Annotated in this window: 16 protein-coding genes; 9 read left to right on the top strand and 7 right to left on the bottom strand. The window is 71.6% G+C overall.

Annotated elements, in window-relative coordinates; all coding sequences use genetic code 11:
- Window positions 1-66 precede the first annotated feature (66 nt).
- Complete coding sequence (locus AS97_RS48430; RefSeq protein ID WP_282615672.1) at window positions 67-2,085, top strand: spermidine synthase; 2,019 nt, start codon at window positions 67-69, stop codon at window positions 2,083-2,085.
- Window positions 2,086-2,158: 73 nt separating this feature from the next.
- On the opposite strand, the gene AS97_RS02715 is transcribed toward AS97_RS48430, so the two are convergent.
- Window positions 2,159-3,211 (bottom strand): hypothetical protein, encoded by a 1,053-nt coding sequence (locus AS97_RS02715; protein ID WP_247204206.1) that lies wholly within the window; start codon window positions 3,209-3,211, stop codon window positions 2,159-2,161.
- 286 nt (window positions 3,212-3,497) lie between these two features.
- Entirely contained in the window at window positions 3,498-4,466 is a 969-nt protein-coding gene (locus AS97_RS02710; RefSeq protein ID WP_125760286.1) for a D-2-hydroxyacid dehydrogenase family protein, read from the bottom strand.
- 297 nt (window positions 4,467-4,763) lie between these two features.
- Between AS97_RS02710 and AS97_RS02705 the strand changes: the two genes are divergently transcribed.
- The gene (locus AS97_RS02705; protein ID WP_086705675.1) at window positions 4,764-5,570 is read left to right on the top strand and encodes a prephenate dehydrogenase; all 807 of its coding nucleotides are present in this window, start codon (window positions 4,764-4,766) and stop codon (window positions 5,568-5,570) included.
- A gap of 8 nt (window positions 5,571-5,578) precedes the next feature.
- On the opposite strand, the gene AS97_RS02700 is transcribed toward AS97_RS02705, so the two are convergent.
- Both AS97_RS02700 and AS97_RS02695 read right to left on the bottom strand, forming a co-directional pair.
- A complete protein-coding gene (locus tag AS97_RS02700) occupies window positions 5,579-6,271 on the bottom strand; it encodes a response regulator (RefSeq protein WP_059148248.1) in 693 nt (230 codons plus the stop codon).
- The gene (locus AS97_RS02695; RefSeq protein ID WP_086705674.1) at window positions 6,268-7,956 is read right to left on the bottom strand and encodes a sensor histidine kinase; all 1,689 of its coding nucleotides are present in this window, start codon (window positions 7,954-7,956) and stop codon (window positions 6,268-6,270) included. The genes AS97_RS02700 and AS97_RS02695 overlap by 4 nt, the downstream gene beginning before the upstream one ends.
- Window positions 7,957-8,197: 241 nt before the next feature.
- Between AS97_RS02695 and AS97_RS02690 the strand changes: the two genes are divergently transcribed.
- Genes AS97_RS02690 through AS97_RS02680 form a run of 3 tightly spaced genes read left to right on the top strand, consistent with a single transcriptional unit; the run spans window position 8,198 to window position 10,957 of the window.
- The gene (locus AS97_RS02690; RefSeq protein WP_059148246.1) at window positions 8,198-9,010 is read left to right on the top strand and encodes an ABC transporter ATP-binding protein; all 813 of its coding nucleotides are present in this window, start codon (window positions 8,198-8,200) and stop codon (window positions 9,008-9,010) included.
- The gene (locus tag AS97_RS02685; protein ID WP_210564272.1) at window positions 9,003-9,875 is read left to right on the top strand and encodes an ABC transporter permease; all 873 of its coding nucleotides are present in this window, start codon (window positions 9,003-9,005) and stop codon (window positions 9,873-9,875) included. The genes AS97_RS02690 and AS97_RS02685 overlap by 8 nt, the downstream gene beginning before the upstream one ends.
- Before the next feature lie 50 nt (window positions 9,876-9,925).
- The gene (locus AS97_RS02680) at window positions 9,926-10,957 is read left to right on the top strand and encodes an ABC transporter substrate-binding protein (protein ID WP_059148244.1); all 1,032 of its coding nucleotides are present in this window, start codon (window positions 9,926-9,928) and stop codon (window positions 10,955-10,957) included.
- Window positions 10,958-11,013: 56 nt separating this feature from the next.
- Here AS97_RS02680 and AS97_RS02675 read toward each other — a convergent pair whose 3' ends face one another.
- On the bottom strand, window positions 11,014-12,126 hold the full coding sequence (locus AS97_RS02675) for a galactosyldiacylglycerol synthase (RefSeq protein WP_059148406.1): 1,113 nt from the start codon (window positions 12,124-12,126) through the stop codon (window positions 11,014-11,016).
- Between the two features lie 136 nt (window positions 12,127-12,262).
- On the opposite strand from AS97_RS02675, the gene AS97_RS02670 reads away from it, so the two are divergent.
- From AS97_RS02670 to AS97_RS02660, 4 genes are read left to right on the top strand one after another with little or no spacing between them, the layout of a single operon-like run.
- Window positions 12,263-13,081 carry an SDR family NAD(P)-dependent oxidoreductase gene (locus AS97_RS02670; RefSeq protein WP_125760289.1) on the top strand — a complete coding sequence of 273 codons (819 nt, stop codon included), beginning with the start codon at window positions 12,263-12,265 and terminating at the stop codon, window positions 13,079-13,081.
- Window positions 13,082-13,086: 5 nt separating this feature from the next.
- A complete protein-coding gene (locus tag AS97_RS48895) occupies window positions 13,087-13,641 on the top strand; it encodes a DMT family transporter (RefSeq protein WP_349017579.1) in 555 nt (184 codons plus the stop codon).
- 8 nt (window positions 13,642-13,649) lie between these two features.
- Complete coding sequence (locus AS97_RS48890; RefSeq protein WP_349017578.1) at window positions 13,650-14,042, top strand: hypothetical protein; 393 nt, start codon at window positions 13,650-13,652, stop codon at window positions 14,040-14,042.
- A complete protein-coding gene (locus AS97_RS02660) occupies window positions 14,039-14,770 on the top strand; it encodes a polysaccharide deacetylase family protein (RefSeq protein ID WP_210564271.1) in 732 nt (243 codons plus the stop codon). The genes AS97_RS48890 and AS97_RS02660 overlap by 4 nt, the downstream gene beginning before the upstream one ends.
- 2 nt (window positions 14,771-14,772) lie before the next feature.
- On the opposite strand, the gene AS97_RS02655 is transcribed toward AS97_RS02660, so the two are convergent.
- Together AS97_RS02655 and AS97_RS02650 are read right to left on the bottom strand one after the other, a co-directional pair.
- Window positions 14,773-16,242, bottom strand: coding sequence for a class II fumarate hydratase (locus AS97_RS02655; protein ID WP_210564270.1), 1,470 nt, complete (start codon window positions 16,240-16,242; stop codon window positions 14,773-14,775).
- A 269-nt stretch (window positions 16,243-16,511) separates the two neighbouring features.
- Window positions 16,512-17,462 (bottom strand): sensor histidine kinase, encoded by a 951-nt coding sequence (locus AS97_RS02650; protein ID WP_086705670.1) that lies wholly within the window; start codon window positions 17,460-17,462, stop codon window positions 16,512-16,514.
- Window positions 17,463-17,609: the final 147 nt, after the last annotated feature.

The following is a 17,609-nucleotide window of genomic DNA, read 5'->3' as shown; positions in this document are numbered from 1 at the left end:
TGCTCGACCTGCCCCGTCCCGGATGACAGCGTGGCCGCCATGGAGCACAGCCCAGGACCGCAAAACGTGCGCGCGAGGCTGCTGCTGGCCAGCGCCACCATGCTCTTCGTCGAGCTCGCGCTGATCCGGTGGACCGGCGCCAATATCGTCCATCTGAGCTATTTCTCGAACTTCATCCTCTTGGGCTCGTTCCTCGGGATCGGCCTGGGATTCCTCATGCCCGCCGGCCGCGGGCAGTGGCTCACCCGCTGGGCGCCCATCCCGCTCGCCGTTCTCGTCGTCCTGGTGCGCGAGTTCCCCGTGCAGGTGCGGCAGACCAGCGGCGAGGTCATCTACTTCACCGCCGTGAAGACCACCGGTCTGCCCCAGTGGGTGACCCTGCCGGTGCTCTTCGGACTGACCGCGCTGATCATGATGGCGATCGGGAAGATGACGGCGGATCAGTTCCGTCGGCTGCCCTCGCTGGAGGCGTACCGCTACGACCTGCTGGGCTCGCTCACCGGTTCGGTGTCCTTCGCGCTGCTCTCCTGGCTGCGCGCACCGTCGGTGGTGTGGGGCGTGCTCGCCGCGGTGGCCTTGCTGACCCTCGGCGGCCGCCGCAACAGCATCCGGTACGCGGTCCCGCTCGCCTTGATGGTGGCCGTCCTGGCGCTGGAGACGGCGGCCAGCGGCATCTCCTGGTCCCCGTACTACAAGATCGAGGTGACCAGGCCGACCACCGGCAGCCGGGACTACAAGATCTCCGCCAATGGCGTACCGCATCAGTCCATCGCCCCGCTGAAGGTGCTCGGGCGCCCCGGCTCCCCGTACGAGCAGCCCTACCGCGAAACCCCGGGGAACTCCCACCGCCGGGTGCTGGTCATCGGCGCCGGCAACGGCAACGACGTGGCGATGGCGCTGGCCAATGGCGCCCAGCGGGTGGACGCGGTGGAGATCGACCCCCGACTGCAGGAGATCGGTGAGTCACTGCATCCGGCCCGGCCCTACGCCAACCCCCGGGTGCACGTGCACATCAACGACGGCCGGGCCTTCCTCGAACGTACCAAGACCCGCTACGACCTGGTCGTCCTCGCCCTGCCGGACTCCCTGACCCTGGTGTCGGGCGCCAGCAACCTGCGCCTGGAGAGCTATCTGTTCACCCGGCAGGCATTCGAGGCGGCACACCGCCACCTCGCCCCCGGCGGCGCGTTCGCCATGTACAACTACTACCGGCAGAACTGGCTCATCGACCGGTTCGGCTCCACGCTCACCTCCGTCTTCGGACACGCCCCCTGCATCACCCACTACGGAGGCAAGAAGGCGGCCATCCTGGTGGCCGGTGTCACCTCCAGCGACCAGTCCTGCACCGCCTCCGCCTGGCGCCCCTCCGGCCCGGTGCCCTCGGCCGCCAGCGACGACCATCCGTTCCCGTATCTGCTGCACCGCACCATCCCCACCCTCTACATCGGGGTCCTGGGAGCGATCCTGCTGGTGACCCTGGTGTCGGTACGGCTGACCGGGGTCCGGCTGCGGCGTACCGCCCGCTATGTGGACATGTTCCTGCTCGGCGCGGCGTTCATGCTGCTGGAGACCAAGAACGTGATCGGCTTCGCCCTCTACTTCGGCACCACCTGGCTGGTCAACGCCATGGTCTTCGCGGGGGTGCTGGTCGCCGTGCTGTGCGCGGTGGAGGTGCGGCGCAGGCTGCGCCGGGTCAATCAGCTCGTGCTGCAGCTGATGCTCTTCGCCAGCCTCGCGATCGCCTGGCTTATCCCGTCCCATCTGGTGCTGGGGCTGCCCTTCGCCCCCCGGCTGGCCGCCGCGATCGCGCTGGCCTTCGCCCCCATCTTCTGCGCCAACCTCATCTTCTCCGACCGGCTGGCGGCGACCTCCGACCCCACGGCGGCCTTCGGCGCCAACCTGCTGGGCTCCCTGTTCGGCGGCACCCTGGAGTATCTGGCCCTGCTCACGGGCTATCAGGCGCTGCTGCTGGTCGTGGCGGTGCTGTACGCGGGTGCCTGTGTCGCCATGCGCTTCACCCGCCGCGGCTCCGGCGATGTCACCAGCCATGAGCCACTCACCGTGCAAACGGCGCCACGCCCCTGAGCGCCCCTCTCCCCGCCGCCCCCGGCCGCCTTCCGGCCGGGGGCGGCCGTGTTGGTGGCGCGCGCCGCCGCTCTCACTCGAACATGACGTAATCCGGGCGTGGCCGCAGGGCCAGCACCTCTTCCGGGGTCATCAGCCGGCTCCCCTCGGTGTCCTCCTCGTAGAAGAGCTTGAAGCCGGTGCGCACGCCCTCGGGCTGGTTCCTGACCAACTGCCGCCAGGTGTCCCGCTTCATGCCCGGCGATCCGATGCCGTCCGCGCTCTTGATGACCACCACACCGGGCTGTGGGCGCAGCGCGGACTGGTCGCTGACGACGGACACGGCCACCTGGTGGAAGACGAGCGGCTTCTGCGGCAGATCGTGTTCGTCGATGATCCCGGAGAGATAGCGGGCCACATCGGTGAGCTCCTTGCCGCTGGTGTGGCCGTAGGTGTTCCCCGGCACCTCGCCCGGCCCCATCTCCCATTCCGGGTCCAGGGCTATGCCGACGTCGGGGTGGACCAGCCATTCGCGCAACGCCTTGACCTCGCCGAGGACCGAAGCCCGGCCCGGCTGGATGTTCAGCAGCAGCAGGGCGCGATGGCGCTTGGCCGCGTCGTGGAAGCGGCGGATCGTGTCGGGGGAGGTGCGCGAGCGGTAGGTGCCGTCGGGGCCCGCGCTGCTGTTGGCGACGGTCGCGAGGAGTTCGAGTACCGGCTGCGGTTCGCGGTCCGCGGCGTAGGCGCGGGCGGTCTTCTCGATCTGGCGCACCTGGTCGTCGAGGTCCCCGATGCCGAGCCGACCGAGCGCGGCGGCCCCGGGCAGTCCGCAATAGCCCACCAGGCGGTAGCGGGACAGCTCCCGGCCGCCCCGGGGCAGCTCGGGCCGCGGCTTCGGGGTGGGGGAGGGGGAACTTTTGGAGGGGGTGGCGGACGGGGAGCGCTCCGCCTTGCCGGAGCCTTGCGGGCCCGCTCCGGAGGGCGAACCGGCCGACTCCTCGCCGCAGCCGGCGAGCAGGCCGATCCCGGCCGCCGCGGCCACCGAGAGCATGCCGCGCCGGGTCGGTGGTGGTGTCCCCGATCCGCCGCCGCCGTCGTCGTGCCGCAGGGCGTCCTGTCCGGCCGATGCCCTGTCGGTTGCCGGCATTCCGGGTGTGCTGTGAGCCACGTTCCCTCCGTCCGCGGTGCCGGGTCGGTGGACCGGGCACCGGTCTGTTGTGCGGGCCGATGGGTTGTCCGTGCCAGGCAGCCTGTCCGGTATGACGAAGGCGAAACGGAATAGTGTCCACCGGGCGGAGGGCATGCGTCGCTTTCAGCCCGGGAAGACGACCGGTGGCTGAGCGTGGAAGGGGCGAACGAGGGCGGCCGGGCCCTCGATGGTCCCAACACGCCCTGGAATGAGTGCCCTTGACGCAGGACGCCGATCCCGGCGGTCAGGCCGGCGGGCTCAGTCGGCGGATGGGCGCCCCGTTCAGATAGGCGCGGATGTCCTCCACCACATCGCCGTAGAACCGCTCGTAGTTGCCCCGGGTGACATAACCGAGGTGCGGGGTGGCCAGCAGATTCGGCAGGGTGCGGAACGGATCGCCCGGCGGCAGCGGCTCCCGTTCGAACACATCGACCCCCGCACCCGCGATCCAGCCGTCCCGCAGCGCCTCCGCGAGCGCCGCCTGGTCCACGATCGCCGCGCGGGAGGTGTTCACCAGAAGCGCCGTGGGACGCATCCGCCTCAGCTCCGCCGCGCCCAGCAGCCCCCGGGTGCGGCCGCTGAGCACCAGATGCACCGAGACGATGTCGCTGGTCTCCAGCAACTCCTCCTTGGAGCCGGCCGGTCGCACCCCCTCCGCCTCCGCGCGCTCGGCCGTGAGATTCTCGCTCCAGGCGGCCACCTCCATGCCGAAGGCCCGGCCGACCCGCGCCACCTGGGTGCCGATCCGCCCCAGCCCCAGCAACCCCAGACGGCGACCGTGCAGATCGGTGCCGACGGTGCTCTGCCATGGCCCGCCGTCCCGCAGCGCCGTGTTCTCCGGCACCACATGGCGGGCGAGCCCCAGGATCAGCGCCCAGGTGAGCTCGGTGGTCGGTTCCGGGGCACCGCCCGTGCCGCACACGGTGACGCCGTGGTGGGCGGCGGCCTCCAGGTCGACCGACGCGTTGCGCATCCCCGTGGTCACCAGCAGCTTCAGCCGTGGCAGCCGGGCGAACAGCGATGCGGGGAAGGGTGTGCGCTCCCGCATGATGACCACGATCTCGCAGTCCCCGATCGCCTCGGCCACCGCCTCCTCACCGGCGATGTGCTCATGGAACGGCACCACCTCCACCGCGTCGAGCACACCGGACCAATCGGCCGCCGACAGCGCCACGTCCTGATAGTCGTCGAGCACGGCACAGCGCAGCTTCATGGGACTACCTCTGTTTCCTCGGACGGGTACGGTGTTTCTACCACCCGTGTGAAGCCACCCGGAAAACCGGGGCCTGACACGTCGTCACCGCGTTTGCGGCGCCACCCTTCCGGATGACATCGGCCGTGGGATCGCGGTGTGACAGGCGTGTGTTTTCACCGAAAGTTGGCTTCTCAAGGGGTGCTGAGACACGTGTGGTTGTTTTGCGTGGTGGCACACAGGGCACCGCACCGTCTGAACAGCAGGCATAATCACAGCTGCGATGGGCGCAGACGCCCAGAAAGGGGACGAAGTGAAGTGAACGCGTTGAGCGCGGACAGCAGTGTGGGTTCGACCATTGAGGTACTGGAGGCCGAACTCCCCCAACTGCAGAAGCAACAGGAGGCACTCAAGGGTGATTTGGAGGCCGTCACCAAGCGGCTGGAGGCGGTCAGCACCGCTCTGAGCAGCCTGCAGACGCTCTCCATCGCCACGGTGTCGGAGCAGGTCGTGGACGGCGCCCCGGTGGCGGTGGCGAAGCCCGTGGCCGAGGCCACCCCGGCCGAGCCGGCCGCGGAGCCGGCCATCGAGGCCACGGCCGAGACCGAGCCGGAGACCGCCGAGGACACGGGCTCCACCGGCCGTACCTCCGCCGCCACGCGCAAGGCGGCCATCGGCCGTCAGCGCAGCAGGGGCAAGGCGGCCAAGGCGCCGGCCACCGGGCGGGCCACCAAGACGGCGGGCAAGAAGACCGCCGCCGCCAAGAAGACCGCCGCGAAGGCCGCGGCGAAGGCTCCCAAGGCCACCAAGGCCACGGTGAAGGCCACCACCAAGGCCACCGCGAAGCCCGCCAGGGCCACCAAGGCCGCCGAGAAGCCCGCGGAGAAGGCCACCAAGGAGACGGCCACCACCTCCGAGCGCTCCACGGGGCTCGCCGACAGCGTGCTGGCCGCGCTGCGCAAGGCCGGCCGTCCCATGCGGGCCTCCGAGGTCAACGATGCCCTGGGCCGCGACGAGACCCGCACCAATGTGAACTCGGTGCGCAACACCCTCGAGCGGCTGCGCTCCTCGGACCGGGCCCAGCGTTCCGGCCGTGGCCTGTACGAGGCCTCGGCCACCAGCTGAGGGTGCCGTCAGTTCACCGCCACCCATGTGTAGCGGTGTTCGGGACGGCCGGTGTCCCCGTACTTGAGGGTGAGGCTGATGCGGCCCGCATGTTCGAGGTACTTCAGATAGCGCTGGGCCGTGGAGCGGCTGATACCGGTGCGCTCCGCCACTTCGTGGGCGGAGAGCGGCTGGTCGGCCTGGTCCAGGACCCGCCGTATGAGGTCGACGGTGGGCGCGGAGTGGCCTTTGGGGAGGGCGGGGCCGGAAGTGTCGGCGGCTGCGAAGGCGCCGAAGATCCGGTCCACCCTCTCCTGGCCGGTCTCGCCGCGCCCGCCGACGCCCTCCAGGGTGCGGCGCAACCCCGCGTAGCCGTCCAGCTTGGCCCGTAGCCCGGCGAAGCTGAACGGCTTGACCAGGTACTGCAGTGCGCCATGGCGCATGGCGGCCTGGACGGTGGCCACATCGCAGGCGGCCGTCACCATGATGACGTCGGCGTGATGGCCGAGCTGGCGCATCCGCCGCACCAGGGTCAGCCCGGTCTCGTCCGGCAGATAGTGGTCGAGCAGGACGAGGTCGACCGGGGTGCGTTCGAGGGCCGCGAGGGCCTGGGCGGCGGTATGAGCGCGGGCGGTGACCCGGTAGCCGGGCACCTGGGCCACATACGCGGCGTTGATCTCGGCGACGTGGAAGTCGTCGTCCACGACGAGAACGTCAATCATCGTGACTCTCCTGCTGCGGTGAACTCATGAGTGGGCGTGTCGTCCCCGGTGAGGGCCTCGGGCAGGACGACGGTGAACACCGCCCCGCCGCCCGCCCGGGCGGTGACCCGGGCCATGCCTCCGTACCGCTCGGCCAGCCGCCGTACCAGGGCCAGTCCGATGCCCCGGCCGCGCGGCGACACCGTGGCGGGCCCCTCGTGTGCATCGGGTCCGGCATCCGGGGAGCCGGTGCGGGCGGGCCGTTTGGTGGACCAGCCCTCGGTGAAGATCTGCTCGCGCATCCCCGGTGGCACCCCCGGACCGGTGTCGCTCACCCGCAGTACCGCGGTGGTGCCCTCGGCCCTCAACTCGACCTCGATGAACGGGGTGGGGGAGGGGTGTGCGGCCACCGCGTCCAGCGCGTTGTCGATGAGGTTGCCGAGCACGGTCACCAGATCGCGCGGATCGACCACCCGCCCGGCCAGCAGGGTCGCGGGCGAGATGCGCAGGGCCACTCCGCGCTCGGCCACGATGGCCGACTTGCCGACCAGCAGCGCCGACAGCAGCGGATCGTGCACCCGTTCGGAGATCTGCTCGGCCGAGGCGCGCCGGGCGTTGGTGAGCTCGGCCACGAACTGTGCCGCTCGCTCGTGCAGTCCCAGCTCCAGGAGCCCCAGCAGGGTGTGCAGCCGGTTGGCGTGTTCGTGGTCCTGGGCCCGCAGCGCGTCCAGCAGCCCGCGGGTGCTGTCCAGCTCGCGGCCCAGCAACTCCAGCTCGGTGCGGTCGCGCAGGGTCGCCACCGCCCCGCCGTCCTCGGTCGGCATACGGTTGGCCACCAGCACCCGGGCGCCGCTGACCGTCAGCAGATCCGCCCCGTCCACCCGTCCCGCCAGCACATCGGTGGTACGGCCCGGTGGCAGTGACTCCTCCAGGGTGCGACCGGTGGCGTCCGGGCGGATCCCGAGCAACCGCCCGGCCTCGTCGTTGATCAGGCGGATCCGGCCGTGCCGGTCGAAGGCCACCACGCCTTCGCGGATGCCGTGCAGCATCGCCTCCCGCTCGTCCAGCAGCGCCGAGATGTCGGCGAACGCGACACCGTGCGTACGGCGGCGCAGTCGGCGCGAGACGGCGATCGCCGCCAGGACACCCGCCCCGAGCGCCGCCCCCGCGTACAGCAGCAGCCGGGGCACCGCGGCCAGCAGCTGATCGCGCACACTGCCGTAGCCGATGCCCACCGACACCGCCCCGATGATCCGTCCGTCCCTCGAGCGCAGCGGCACCTTGGCGCGGGCCGAGCGGCCGAGCGTGCCCACGTCGATCTGCAGCACCTCCCGGCCCGCGAGCGCCTCGCCCGGATCGGTGGAGACGTGTTCGCCGATCCGGGCGGTGGTGGTGTGCGACCAGCGCACCCCCCGGGAGTCCATCACCACGATGTACAGCGCCCCGGTGGCCCGGCGGATCCGTTCGGCCGCCCGCTGCACCGGACCCGAGGGGCTGGGCTCGGTGGCGGCGAGGTCCCGCGCGATGTCCGGATCGGCCGCGGTGGTCTGGGCGATGGCGAGCGCCTGATGCATCGCCTGGTTGTCGATCTCGGAGCTGAGCGGGGCCAGGAACAGCGCGGTCGCCAGCACCATCACCCCGGCGGTGATGGACAGCTGCGCCGCTAGCACCTGGCCGGAGACACGCCGAGGCCCTCGGATGCGCATGATGGGCCCCCTGTCTCCCGTCTCGCTCATCCCGTGCGGTGCCATGTGCGAGCGGTAGTACTTCGTCCGTTTATGGTGCTGTGAACGCACCGTAAGGGTGCCCGGGGCGTATGCCCAGTCTCCGTGGCGTTTTCGTTGCCAGGGTGCGAGCAAAACGAGCAGAACGCGGTTTGTGAGCGCAACGACGGGTTGTGACCAGAAGACTGCCGCTGTGGCCGGGGTCACTTTTAACCTCCCGGCCATGAGCAGCCACACCAGCCCCGCCATCGAGCTGCGGGGAACGAGCAAGGCGTTCCGGACACCGTCCGGGGCCCTCCACACCGCGGTCAGGGATCTCGACCTGACCGTTGGGCACGGTGAGTTCGTCGCCGTCGTCGGGCCCACCGGTTGCGGAAAGTCCACGACACTGACGCTGGTCAGCGGGTTGGAGGAGCCCACCGAGGGCGAGGTGCTGGTGGCCGGTGAGCCGGTCCGCGGCATCGCCTCCAACGTCGGCTTCGTCTTCCAGCAGGACGCGGTGTTCCCCTGGCGCAGCGTGCTGTCGAATGTGATGGCCGGCCCGCGGTTTCGCGGTGTGCCCAAGCCGGAGGCGAAGGAGCGGGCCCGTGAGTGGCTGGCCCGGGTCGGCCTCTCGTCCTTCGAGGACCGCTATCCGCATCAGCTGTCGGGCGGCCAGCGCAAGCGCGTGGCGCTCGCGTCGACCTTCGTCAACGACCCCGAGATCCTGCTCATGGACGAGCCGTTCTCGGCGCTCGATGTGCAGACCCGGGCGCTGATGTCGGACGAACTGCTGGAGCTGTGGGCGGGGACCGGCGCGTGTGTCGTCTTCGTCACCCACGACCTGGAGGAGTCCATCGCCCTGGCCGACAAGGTCGTCGTGATGACGGCCGGACCGGCCACCGTCAAGGAGGTCTTCGAGATCGATCTGCCCCGGCCCCGCAAGGTCGAGTCGGTGCGGCTGGAGCCGCGGTTCGTGGAGATCTACCGGGAGATCTGGTCCTCGCTCGGCGAAGAGGTCCGCATCACCCGTGAGAGGGGTGCCGTCGATGCCTGAGACCATCTCCGCCACCGCGGCCCCCGCCCTCGACGAGACGCCGGGTACGCGCACCAAGGCCCGGGCACGCGCCGCCCGCAACCGCGCGATCCTCGTCCAGACCAGCCGCGCCCTGGTGCTCCTCGGCGTCATCGGGCTGTGGGAATGGCTGGCCCGTGCCGCCGTCATCGACCCGTTCAACTTCTCGATGCCCTCCAAGATCTGGGATCAGCTCGAGCAGTGGGCGCTGCACGGCACCGCGCAGGGCTCGCTGTGGGAGCAGATCTGGTACACGCTCTACGAGGCGCTCCTGGGCTGGGGCATCGGCGTGGTGGCCGGTGTGGTCCTGGGGATCGCGTTCGGCCGGGTCGCCTTCCTCGCCGATGTGCTCGGCCCGTACATCAAGGTGCTCAACGCGCTGCCGCGCATCGTCCTCGCGCCCATCTTCCTGATCTGGTTCGGCCTCGGCCCGGCCTCGAAGGTCGCCTCGGCCGTCGTCCTGGTCTTCTTCCCCGTCTTCTTCAACGCCTTCCAGGGCGCTCGGGAAGTCGACCGCAACCTGGTGGCCAACTCCCGGATCCTCGGCGCGAGCAACCGCCAGGTCACCCTCCAGGTGGTGATTCCCTCCGCCACCTCGTGGATCTTCACCAGCCTCCATGTCAGCTTCGGCTTCGCCCTCATCGGCGCCATCGTCGGCGAGTACATCGGCGCCACCAAGGGGCTCGGCCTGCTGGTGTCCTCCTCACAGGGCACCTTCAACGCCGCCGGTGTGTACGCCGCCATGGTGATCCTCGCCGTGGTGGCCCTGCTCGCCGAGGGGCTGCTGACCTTCCTGGAGAAGCGGCTCTTCCGCTGGAAGCCCGCCCAGCCCGGCGAAGACCGCTGAGCCCCCGCCTTCTTCCTCCCAGCTCATCACCGCTCACAAGGACGTGACCCATGCCCAGCTGTGCCAAGTTCTCCGCGGCCGCCGTCGCCGCGGCACTCGCTCTGACCACCCTCACCGCCTGCGGCAGTGACTCCAGCGCCTCCGGCGGCGAGAACGGCAACGTCAAGATCATGGTGGGTGGCCTGGACAAGGTCATCTACATGCCCGCGATGCTCACCCAGCGGCTCGGCTACTTCAAGGCGGAGGGCCTCAAGGTCCAGCTGCTCACCGAGCCGGCCGGAGTGCAGGCCACCACCTCGCTGGTCGCCGGCGATGTCCAGGGTGTCGTCGGCTTCTACGACCACACCCTCGATCTGCAGGTCAAGGGCAAGCAGGTGGAGTCCGTCGTCCAGCTCGCCCAGGCCCCCGGTGAGGTCGAGGTGGTGTCCAACAAGGCGGCGGGGGAGATGGCATCCCCCAAGGACTTCAAGGGCAAGAAGCTCGGTGTCACCGGCCTGGGCTCCTCCACGGACTTCCTGACCAAGTACCTCGCGGTCGACAGCGGCGTGAAGACCAGCGAGTTCACCCCGGTGGCGGTCGGCGCGGGCCAGACCTTCATCTCGGCCCTCAAGCAGGGCTCCATCCAGGGCGGTATGACGACCGATCCCACGGTCGCCCAGATCGTGGACCAGAAAATCGGCAAGGTCCTGATCGACATGCGTACACCCGAGGGATCCAAGCAGGCGCTCGGCGGTCTGTACCCCTCCTCCTCGCTGTACATGAACGCCGACTGGGTGAACGGCCACAAGGACACGGTGCAGAAGCTGGCCAACGCCTTCGTGAAGACCCTGAAGTGGATGTCCACCCACTCGGCCGAGGACATCGCCGCCAAGATGCCGAGCGACTACGCGCAGGGCGGTGCGAAGCTCTACGTGGAGGCCATCAAGAGCACCCTGCCGATGTTCACCAAGGACGGGGTGATGCCGGCGGACGGCCCGGCGACGGTCGAGCGCGTCCTCAAGGCGTTCAACCCCAACCTGAAGAACGCCACGGTGGACCTGAAGAAGACCTACACCACCGAGTTCGTCAAAAAGGCGGGTTAGGGTCCCGAGGGCCGAAACCCGGTGGGGTCCTTCGCGTGGCCCAGCCTTCGACGGGTTCAGCCCGACGCCGCCGTCCGCGCGACCGCCCCGGTCAGCCGGACGGCGGCGTCGTCGGCGAACAGCCGACGGCCCGCCGCGATACGGCGCTCCCGCCACGGGGAGGGTTCGGTGAGCACATCGAGCAGCCGCACCAGCTCCCACGAGTCCCGCGCATGGTCCGAGAGCCCCAGCGCGGCCATCCGCCGGACGCCCTCGCGGCCGTGGCCCGGGATGGGGCGGTAGCCGATCACGGGCACCCCGGTGGCCAGCGCCTCCAGCGCGGTCTGACCGGCCGCGTTGTCCACCACGGCCCGTACGGCGGCCAGCAGACCGGGCATGTCCCGCTCCCAGCCGAAGGCCGCCACATCCGGCCGGCGCGACAGCTCGGCGCGCAGCCGTTCGTCCCGGCCGCACAGCACCACCGGCAGATACCCCGCCCCGGACACCAGCCGCGCCGTGTCCACCACCCGCGTCCCGGCGCCCCACGCCCCCACGGACAGCAGCACCGGCGGCCTCCCGGGCGCGAGCGCACTCACCTGCCGCCGCCACCGGGCCGCCCCCGGCGCCGGGGCGAAGAAGCGCGGTGCCACGACGGGCCCGGTGGCCACCGCAGGACGGCCGAGCGCCCGGCGCACTGTGTCCGCGGCCTCCGGGGTGACACACAGATGCAGATCGTTGCCCGGATGCAGCCACTGGCGGTGTACCGCGAAATCGGTCACCACGACCGCGCTGGGCACCTCCAGGGCCCCGCGCGCCCGGAGTCTGCCGGTCAGCTGGGCGGCCAGATGGAACACCGGGACGACGACGTCCGGCCGTTCCCGCTCCACCAGGTCCAGCAGCCGGTCCTCGGCGAGCGCCGCCAGTGGGGCGCTCCCCGGCCGGGGGCCCCTGCCGGGGCGGAAGAACGCCCGGTAGATGCCCTCGTACACCACCGGCGCACGCCGGATGGTCGTCCGATAGAACGAACGCAGCCCCGCCCCGATCCCATGCGGCAGCAACTCCAGCACATCCACCCGGCCGGCCCCCTGGCCCAAGTCCTCCAGCCTGCGTACCAGCTCGGCGGCGACCGCGTCGTGTCCGGCCCCCATCCCGGCGCTCACCACCAGAAAACGTGCCGACGGCTGGTGCATGACCACCTCCGATGGTGCGAGGCGCGGCTCCTCATGGCTCACTGGAGGTATCCGCTCCGCACGCCGTCAAACCGAAGCGCTCGACGGCCGGTGACCCAGGGCCAGCGGCCGGTCGGCGGCGAGACAGGGAGATGCCATGATCCGCCCCCTCCCGGACGCACCCCTCGATCGCGGCCACGTGCGGGACACCGGGTACGCCGACCCCACCGGGACCAGGGTCGCGCTGGTGACCGGTGCCTCCTCGGGCATCGGCGCCGCCGTCGCCGACCGGATCGCGGCCGAGGGCGGCTGGCGGCTGCTGGTCAGCGGCCGCCACCGGGAACGGCTCGACCGCGTGGCCGCCCGGACGTCGGCCCTCGCCTTCCCCGTCGACCTGGCCGCGCCGGAGGGCCCGGAGGCGCTCGTCCAGGACGCCCTCCGGGCCGCCGGACGGGTGGATCTGCTGGTCGCGGGGGCGGGCGTGGGCTGGGCCGGCCCGTTCGCCACCATGCCGCCCGCCACCATCGACCAGGTGGTCCGCGTCGATCTGCTCGCCGCGATGCGCCTGGTGCGCATGGTCGTCCCCCGGATGGAGGCCGAGCGGCGGGGACACATCGTGCTGATCGGCTCGGTGGCCGGAACCGTCGGGGTGCGCGGCGAGGCGGTGTACTCCGCGGCCAAGGCGGCGCTCGGCGTGTTCGCCGATGCCCTGCGCTACGAGCTGAGCCGGGCCGGGGTGCGTGTCACCCATGTGGTCCCCGGCGTGGTGGACACCCCGTTCTTCGCCCGGCGCGGCGCCCCGTACGCCCGCCGGCTGCCCCGTCCGCTGCCGCCCGAGCGGGTCGCCGACGCGGTCTGGGACGCTGTCGAGCGTGGGCGGGACGAGGTGTACGTACCGGCCTGGCTGCGGCTGCCCTCGGTGGCCCGCGCGGTGGCTCCCGGCCTGTATCACCGGTTGGCCGCACGCTTCGGGTGACCCCGGTGAGCGTCCTGGCGGTGTTGCTGGCCCTGCTGTCCGCCCTGGGCAACGGCATGGCCTCGGTACTGCAGCGGCGGGCCGCGATGGACCAGGCCCGGGAGGAGCGGGGCGCCCCGGGGCCGAAGCGGAACCTGGTGCGACTGGCGCGTCTGCTGCGCCGCCGGTACTGGCTGGCCGGGCTGGCCGCGATGATGGTGTCGGCGGCGGCGCAGGTGGGCGCGCTGGCGGTCGGCCGGCTCTCCGTGGTCCAGCCGCTGCTGGTCAGCGAGCTGCTGTTCACCCTGGTGGTCGGCAGTCTGGTCTTCCACCACCGCCCGGACGGCCGGACGTGGCTGTCGTTCGTGATGCTCGCCGCCGGGCTCGCGCTCTTCCTGGTGGCGGCCGATCCCTCCCATGGCGAGACCACGGCGCAGAACGGCGAGTGGCTGCCCGTGGGCGTGGTGGTGGCCGTCGCCGTGGGCGCCCTGATCGCGGGGCCGGTGCGCTGCGCGGGCCCGCGCGCGCCGTCGCCCTCGGAAGCGCCACCGCCGCCTGTTTCGCCTGCACGGCGGCGCTGATCAAGGAGTTGACCGGGCGGTTCTCCGGTGGAGTGGTGGCGGTGTTCACCGACTGGCCGCTGTACGCGGTGTGCGCCGTCGGGCTGCTGAGCTTCCTGCTGCTGCAGAGCACCCTGCGCGCGGGCACCCTGGCCGCCTCGCAGCCCGCGCTCACCCTCGGCGATGCCCTGGTCAGCATCGCGCTGGGCTGGGTGCTGTTCGGCGAGCGCGTCGAGCTGGGGCTGCGCATCGTGCCCGAGGTGGCCGGCATCCTGCTGATGGCGGCCGGCATCGTGGGGCTGACCCGCTCGCCCGCCATGTGCGGCGGCTGGGACCAGGCCGTCCCCGAACCGCCACGGCAGCCCGGGACACCGCTCTCCGGACAGCCGAGGAACCCGGACGGCGGTGAGGGCGCACCATGAGCGCACGCCACCGCTCCGGTGTCCTGGTGCGCAACGCGGCGCTGCTGGCGGCGGCCGCGCATATCGCCCCGGCCGGCACCTGGCTGCCCGGACCCCGCCGCGCCCTCTTCCCCGCCCTGGCGGGCCGCGGACGGTCCGACCATGTGGCCCTCACCTTCGACGACGGACCCGATCCGCGCACCACACCGCGCTTTCTCCGGGTGCTGGACGAGCTGGGCGTCCGGGCCACCTTCTTCGTCCTGGGGGACGGGGTGACGCGTTTCCCGCACACCACGCTGGAGATCGTCCGCCGGGGCCATGAGCTGGCCGTCCACGGCTGGACCCACAGCCGCCCCTGGCTGCCCACGGTGTCCCGGGACGTCACGGAGGTCGACCGTGCCGCCCGCGCGGTACGGCTGGCCACCGGTGAGGTACCGCTGTGGTACCGGCCGCCGTACGGCATCCTCACCGGCGGCCGCTGGCTGGCGGCGGCACGGGCCGGGCTGACCCCCGTCCTCTGGTCGGCCTGGGGGCGGGACTGGTCCGCGGATGCCACCGCGCGGTCGGTGTTCGCCGCCGTACGGCGCGATCTGTGCGGCGGTGCCACCGTCCTGCTGCACGACACCGACCGCGCCGCGGCCACGGGCTGCTGGCGCGCCACGCTGGCCGCGCTGCCCGTGGTGGTGGCGGAGTGCCGGGCCGCGGGTCTGGAGGTGGGGCCGCTGGCCGAGCACGGGATACGCCGATGAGGTCAGCCGTCGCGCAGGCGGGCCATCTTCCGGGGGTCCACGATGCGGTCGAAGTCCTCGGCGCTGATGTGGCCGCTGGCGATGGCCGCCTCGCGCAGGGTCGTCCCCTCGGCGGCGGCCTTGTGGGCGATCTCGCCGGCCTTGTCGTGGCCGATCTCCGGGGACAGCGCGGTGACCAGCGTCAGCGAGCGGGCGAGATGCTCGTCGATCCGCTCGCGGTTCAGCTCGATGCCCTCGACGCAGTACTCGCGCAGCTTCTCGCAGGCGTCGGCGAGGATGCGGGCGGAGTGCAGGAAGCCGCTGATGACCAGCGGCCGCGCCGCGTTGAGCTGGAAGTTGCCCCGGGTGCCGGCGTGTGCGACGGCGCTGTCGTCGGAGAGCACCTGGGTGCACACCATCATCATGGCCTCGCACTGGGTCGGGTTGACCTTGCCGGGCATGAGGGAGCTGCCGGGCTCGTTGGCGGGCAGGGTGAGCTCCCCGATCCCGCCGCGAGGGCCGGAGGCGAGCCAGCGGAGATCGTCGGCGATCTTCATCAGGGGGACGGCGAGGCCCCGCAGCCCGGCGGAGGCGGCCACCATGGTGTCCACACCGCTCTGGGCCGCGAAGGAGTTGGACGCCACCTTGAACGGATGGCCGGTGGCCCCGGCGATCTCCCGGGCCACGGCCGGTCCGAACCCCTCGGGGGCGCCCAGCCCGGTGCCGACCGCGGTGCCGCCGATGGCGACCTGATACAGATCCGGCAGGGTGGCGCGCAACCGCTCCAGCGCGTCGGAGAGCTGGGCGGCGTAGCCGGACCACTCCTGTCCCACCGAGAGGGGGACCGCGTCCTGAAGATGGGTGCGGCCGGTCTTGACGACGTCGTACCAGGCGCGGGACTTGGCGGCGATGGCCTCCTGGAGCAGGCTGACCTGCGGCAGCAGGGGGTCGTGCAGGATGCGCACGGCGGCGATGTGCATGGCCGTGGGGAAGGTGTCGTTGGAGGACTGGCCCAGGTTGACGTGGTCGTCGGGGTGCACCGGGTCCTTGCTGCCGAGGACGCCGCCGACCAGCTGGATCGCGCGATTGCTGATGACCTCGTTGACGTTCATGTTGGTCTGGGCGCCGGAGCCGGCCTGCCACACATACAGCGGGAAGTGGTCGTCCAGCGCACCGGAGATCACCTCGTCGGCCACATGCGCGATCAGGTCGGCCTGCCACCCCGCCAGCCGCCCCTCCCGGCCGTTGACCAGCGCGGCGGCCTTCTTGACGTAGCCATAGGCGTGGTAGACCGCCTTGGGCATTCGGTCGTCGCCGATCGCGAAGTGGACCAGGGCACGCTGGGTCCGGGCGCCCCAGTAGCGGTCGGCGGGGACCTCCACGGTGCCCAGCGCGTCCGTCTCACGCCGGCTGCCCGTGGCGTCGATGCGGGTGGGGAGGTCCCGCACCCTGGGGGTGCCTCGGGCGCCCCGACGCCTGTGGGGCGTGTTCATCGCGTGCTCTCCCAGACGGATGGCAGCCCATCCATACGCACACTCCGCATCACCGCTGTTGCACTCCCCGCCAGTGTCGCTCCGCACCGCCCCGCGCGCATCCGGCACCGGAGGGGCCGCAGGCGCCTGCCAGGTCAGGCGCCGTCGCGCGGGGGACGGGGGACGGGGACGGGCGCGGAGGTGGTAGCGGGCGGCGGGTGGGGAGCCGGGAAGGCGGGCTTCCCATCCGTCCCGCGGGCCGTCCGCGCGCCTCCGCGGGCGACGCGACGTCAGATGCGGGTGCGCAGCCGGATGAGAGTGCCGTCCGCGTCGGCCTGCATCTGTACGACATCGCACAGCATGCGCACGCCCCACAGCCCGAATCCGGGCTCGGCGTCGGCCGGCGGGGTGAAGCCCCACAGCGCGTCCGGGTACCAGTGGCCGGGCCCGGAGATCTCGCAGACCAGATCGCCGTCATGGACCCAGGTGCTCAGCCGCGCCGGGGCCTCGCCGTGCCGGATCGCGGTCGTGGACACCTCGCTCACGGCCGCGACCATGTTGCGCAGCGCGTCATGGCCCATGCCGTGCCGGCTCGCCCGCTCGGCGACGAAGGTGCGCACGGCGTCCAGATCGGTCGAGACGATCGACACCGACTCGGCTATGCGCGGGGCGGGCGGCAGGGGACGCCGGTCGCAGGTGGCGCTGAACGGGCCGGGGCCGCTGTAGGCATCGCTGCGCTCCGGCCCATGGCCGTCGATGATCTCGGGGTGGGTCTGGCGCGCGTACGCGAGGATCTCGGGGTGCAGCAGGCGCCGGTCGTAACAGCAGATCGCGCGGGCGCCGGAGTGGGCGAAGGCCGCGTTGACGATCGACTCGTAGCGCGCCCACTCCACCACCTCGAGCGGGGTGCGGCCCTGCCACACCGGTTCGGCGATCACCCGGACCCGGCGCGGCTTCTCGGCCTTCACGAAGGAATCGTAGGCGGCGATGGTCTTGACCGGGTGCTGGTACCAGCTGAGCGCCTCCTCGAACTGCACCGCCTTGGCGTCCTGCCCGAGCGCGTCCCGCAGCGTGTCGATGTTGGAGGAGGCGGCGACGACGGCCACGGCGTCGTCCGCCTCCAGGCCCTCGCGGAGGAAGGGGACGCAGACGTCGACGACTTCGTCCTCGTCGCGATAGAGGAATCCGCGATGCATCATGGCATCGCGGTGGTCCGCGACGGGGCTGCTCGGGCTGGTCATCGGGCCTCCCTGGGGCTCGGCCGGCGAAAACACTTCAGGTGCGTCATCGAATTTCCGGACGGTGTAGCGCAGTCTGCCACTTCTCCGGCCCGGCGCGCAGCCCGTTCCGGCCATACATGGACGACATCCTGACGGTGCATTAGCATC

The organism is Streptomyces sp. AgN23 (assembly GCF_001598115.1).
Lineage (GTDB): Bacteria > Actinomycetota > Actinomycetes > Streptomycetales > Streptomycetaceae > Streptomyces > Streptomyces antimycoticus.
The sequence above is the reverse complement of the archived record's forward strand: the minus strand, read 5'-3'. Positions and strand labels throughout refer to the sequence as shown.

Excerpts from the sequence above, each read along its gene's own strand:
- AS97_RS02715 (WP_247204206.1), bottom strand. The coding sequence starts at position 3,211 with ATGCCGGCAACCGACAGGGCATCGGCCGGACAGGACGCCCTGCGGCAC.
- AS97_RS02710 (WP_125760286.1), bottom strand. The coding sequence starts at position 4,466 with ATGAAGCTGCGCTGTGCCGTGCTCGACGACTATCAGGACGTGGCGCTG.
- AS97_RS02700 (WP_059148248.1), bottom strand. The coding sequence starts at position 6,271 with ATGATTGACGTTCTCGTCGTGGACGACGACTTCCACGTCGCCGAGATC.
- AS97_RS02695 (WP_086705674.1), bottom strand. The coding sequence starts at position 7,956 with ATGCGCATCCGAGGGCCTCGGCGTGTCTCCGGCCAGGTGCTAGCGGCG.
- AS97_RS02690 (WP_059148246.1), top strand. The coding sequence starts at position 8,198 with ATGAGCAGCCACACCAGCCCCGCCATCGAGCTGCGGGGAACGAGCAAG.
- AS97_RS02685 (WP_210564272.1), top strand. The coding sequence starts at position 9,003 with ATGCCTGAGACCATCTCCGCCACCGCGGCCCCCGCCCTCGACGAGACG.
- AS97_RS02680 (WP_059148244.1), top strand. The coding sequence starts at position 9,926 with ATGCCCAGCTGTGCCAAGTTCTCCGCGGCCGCCGTCGCCGCGGCACTC.
- AS97_RS02675 (WP_059148406.1), bottom strand. The coding sequence starts at position 12,126 with ATGCACCAGCCGTCGGCACGTTTTCTGGTGGTGAGCGCCGGGATGGGG.
- AS97_RS02670 (WP_125760289.1), top strand. The coding sequence starts at position 12,263 with ATGATCCGCCCCCTCCCGGACGCACCCCTCGATCGCGGCCACGTGCGG.
- AS97_RS02660 (WP_210564271.1), top strand. The coding sequence starts at position 14,039 with ATGAGCGCACGCCACCGCTCCGGTGTCCTGGTGCGCAACGCGGCGCTG.
- AS97_RS02655 (WP_210564270.1), bottom strand. The coding sequence starts at position 16,242 with ATGAACACGCCCCACAGGCGTCGGGGCGCCCGAGGCACCCCCAGGGTG.
- AS97_RS02650 (WP_086705670.1), bottom strand. The coding sequence starts at position 17,462 with ATGACCAGCCCGAGCAGCCCCGTCGCGGACCACCGCGATGCCATGATG.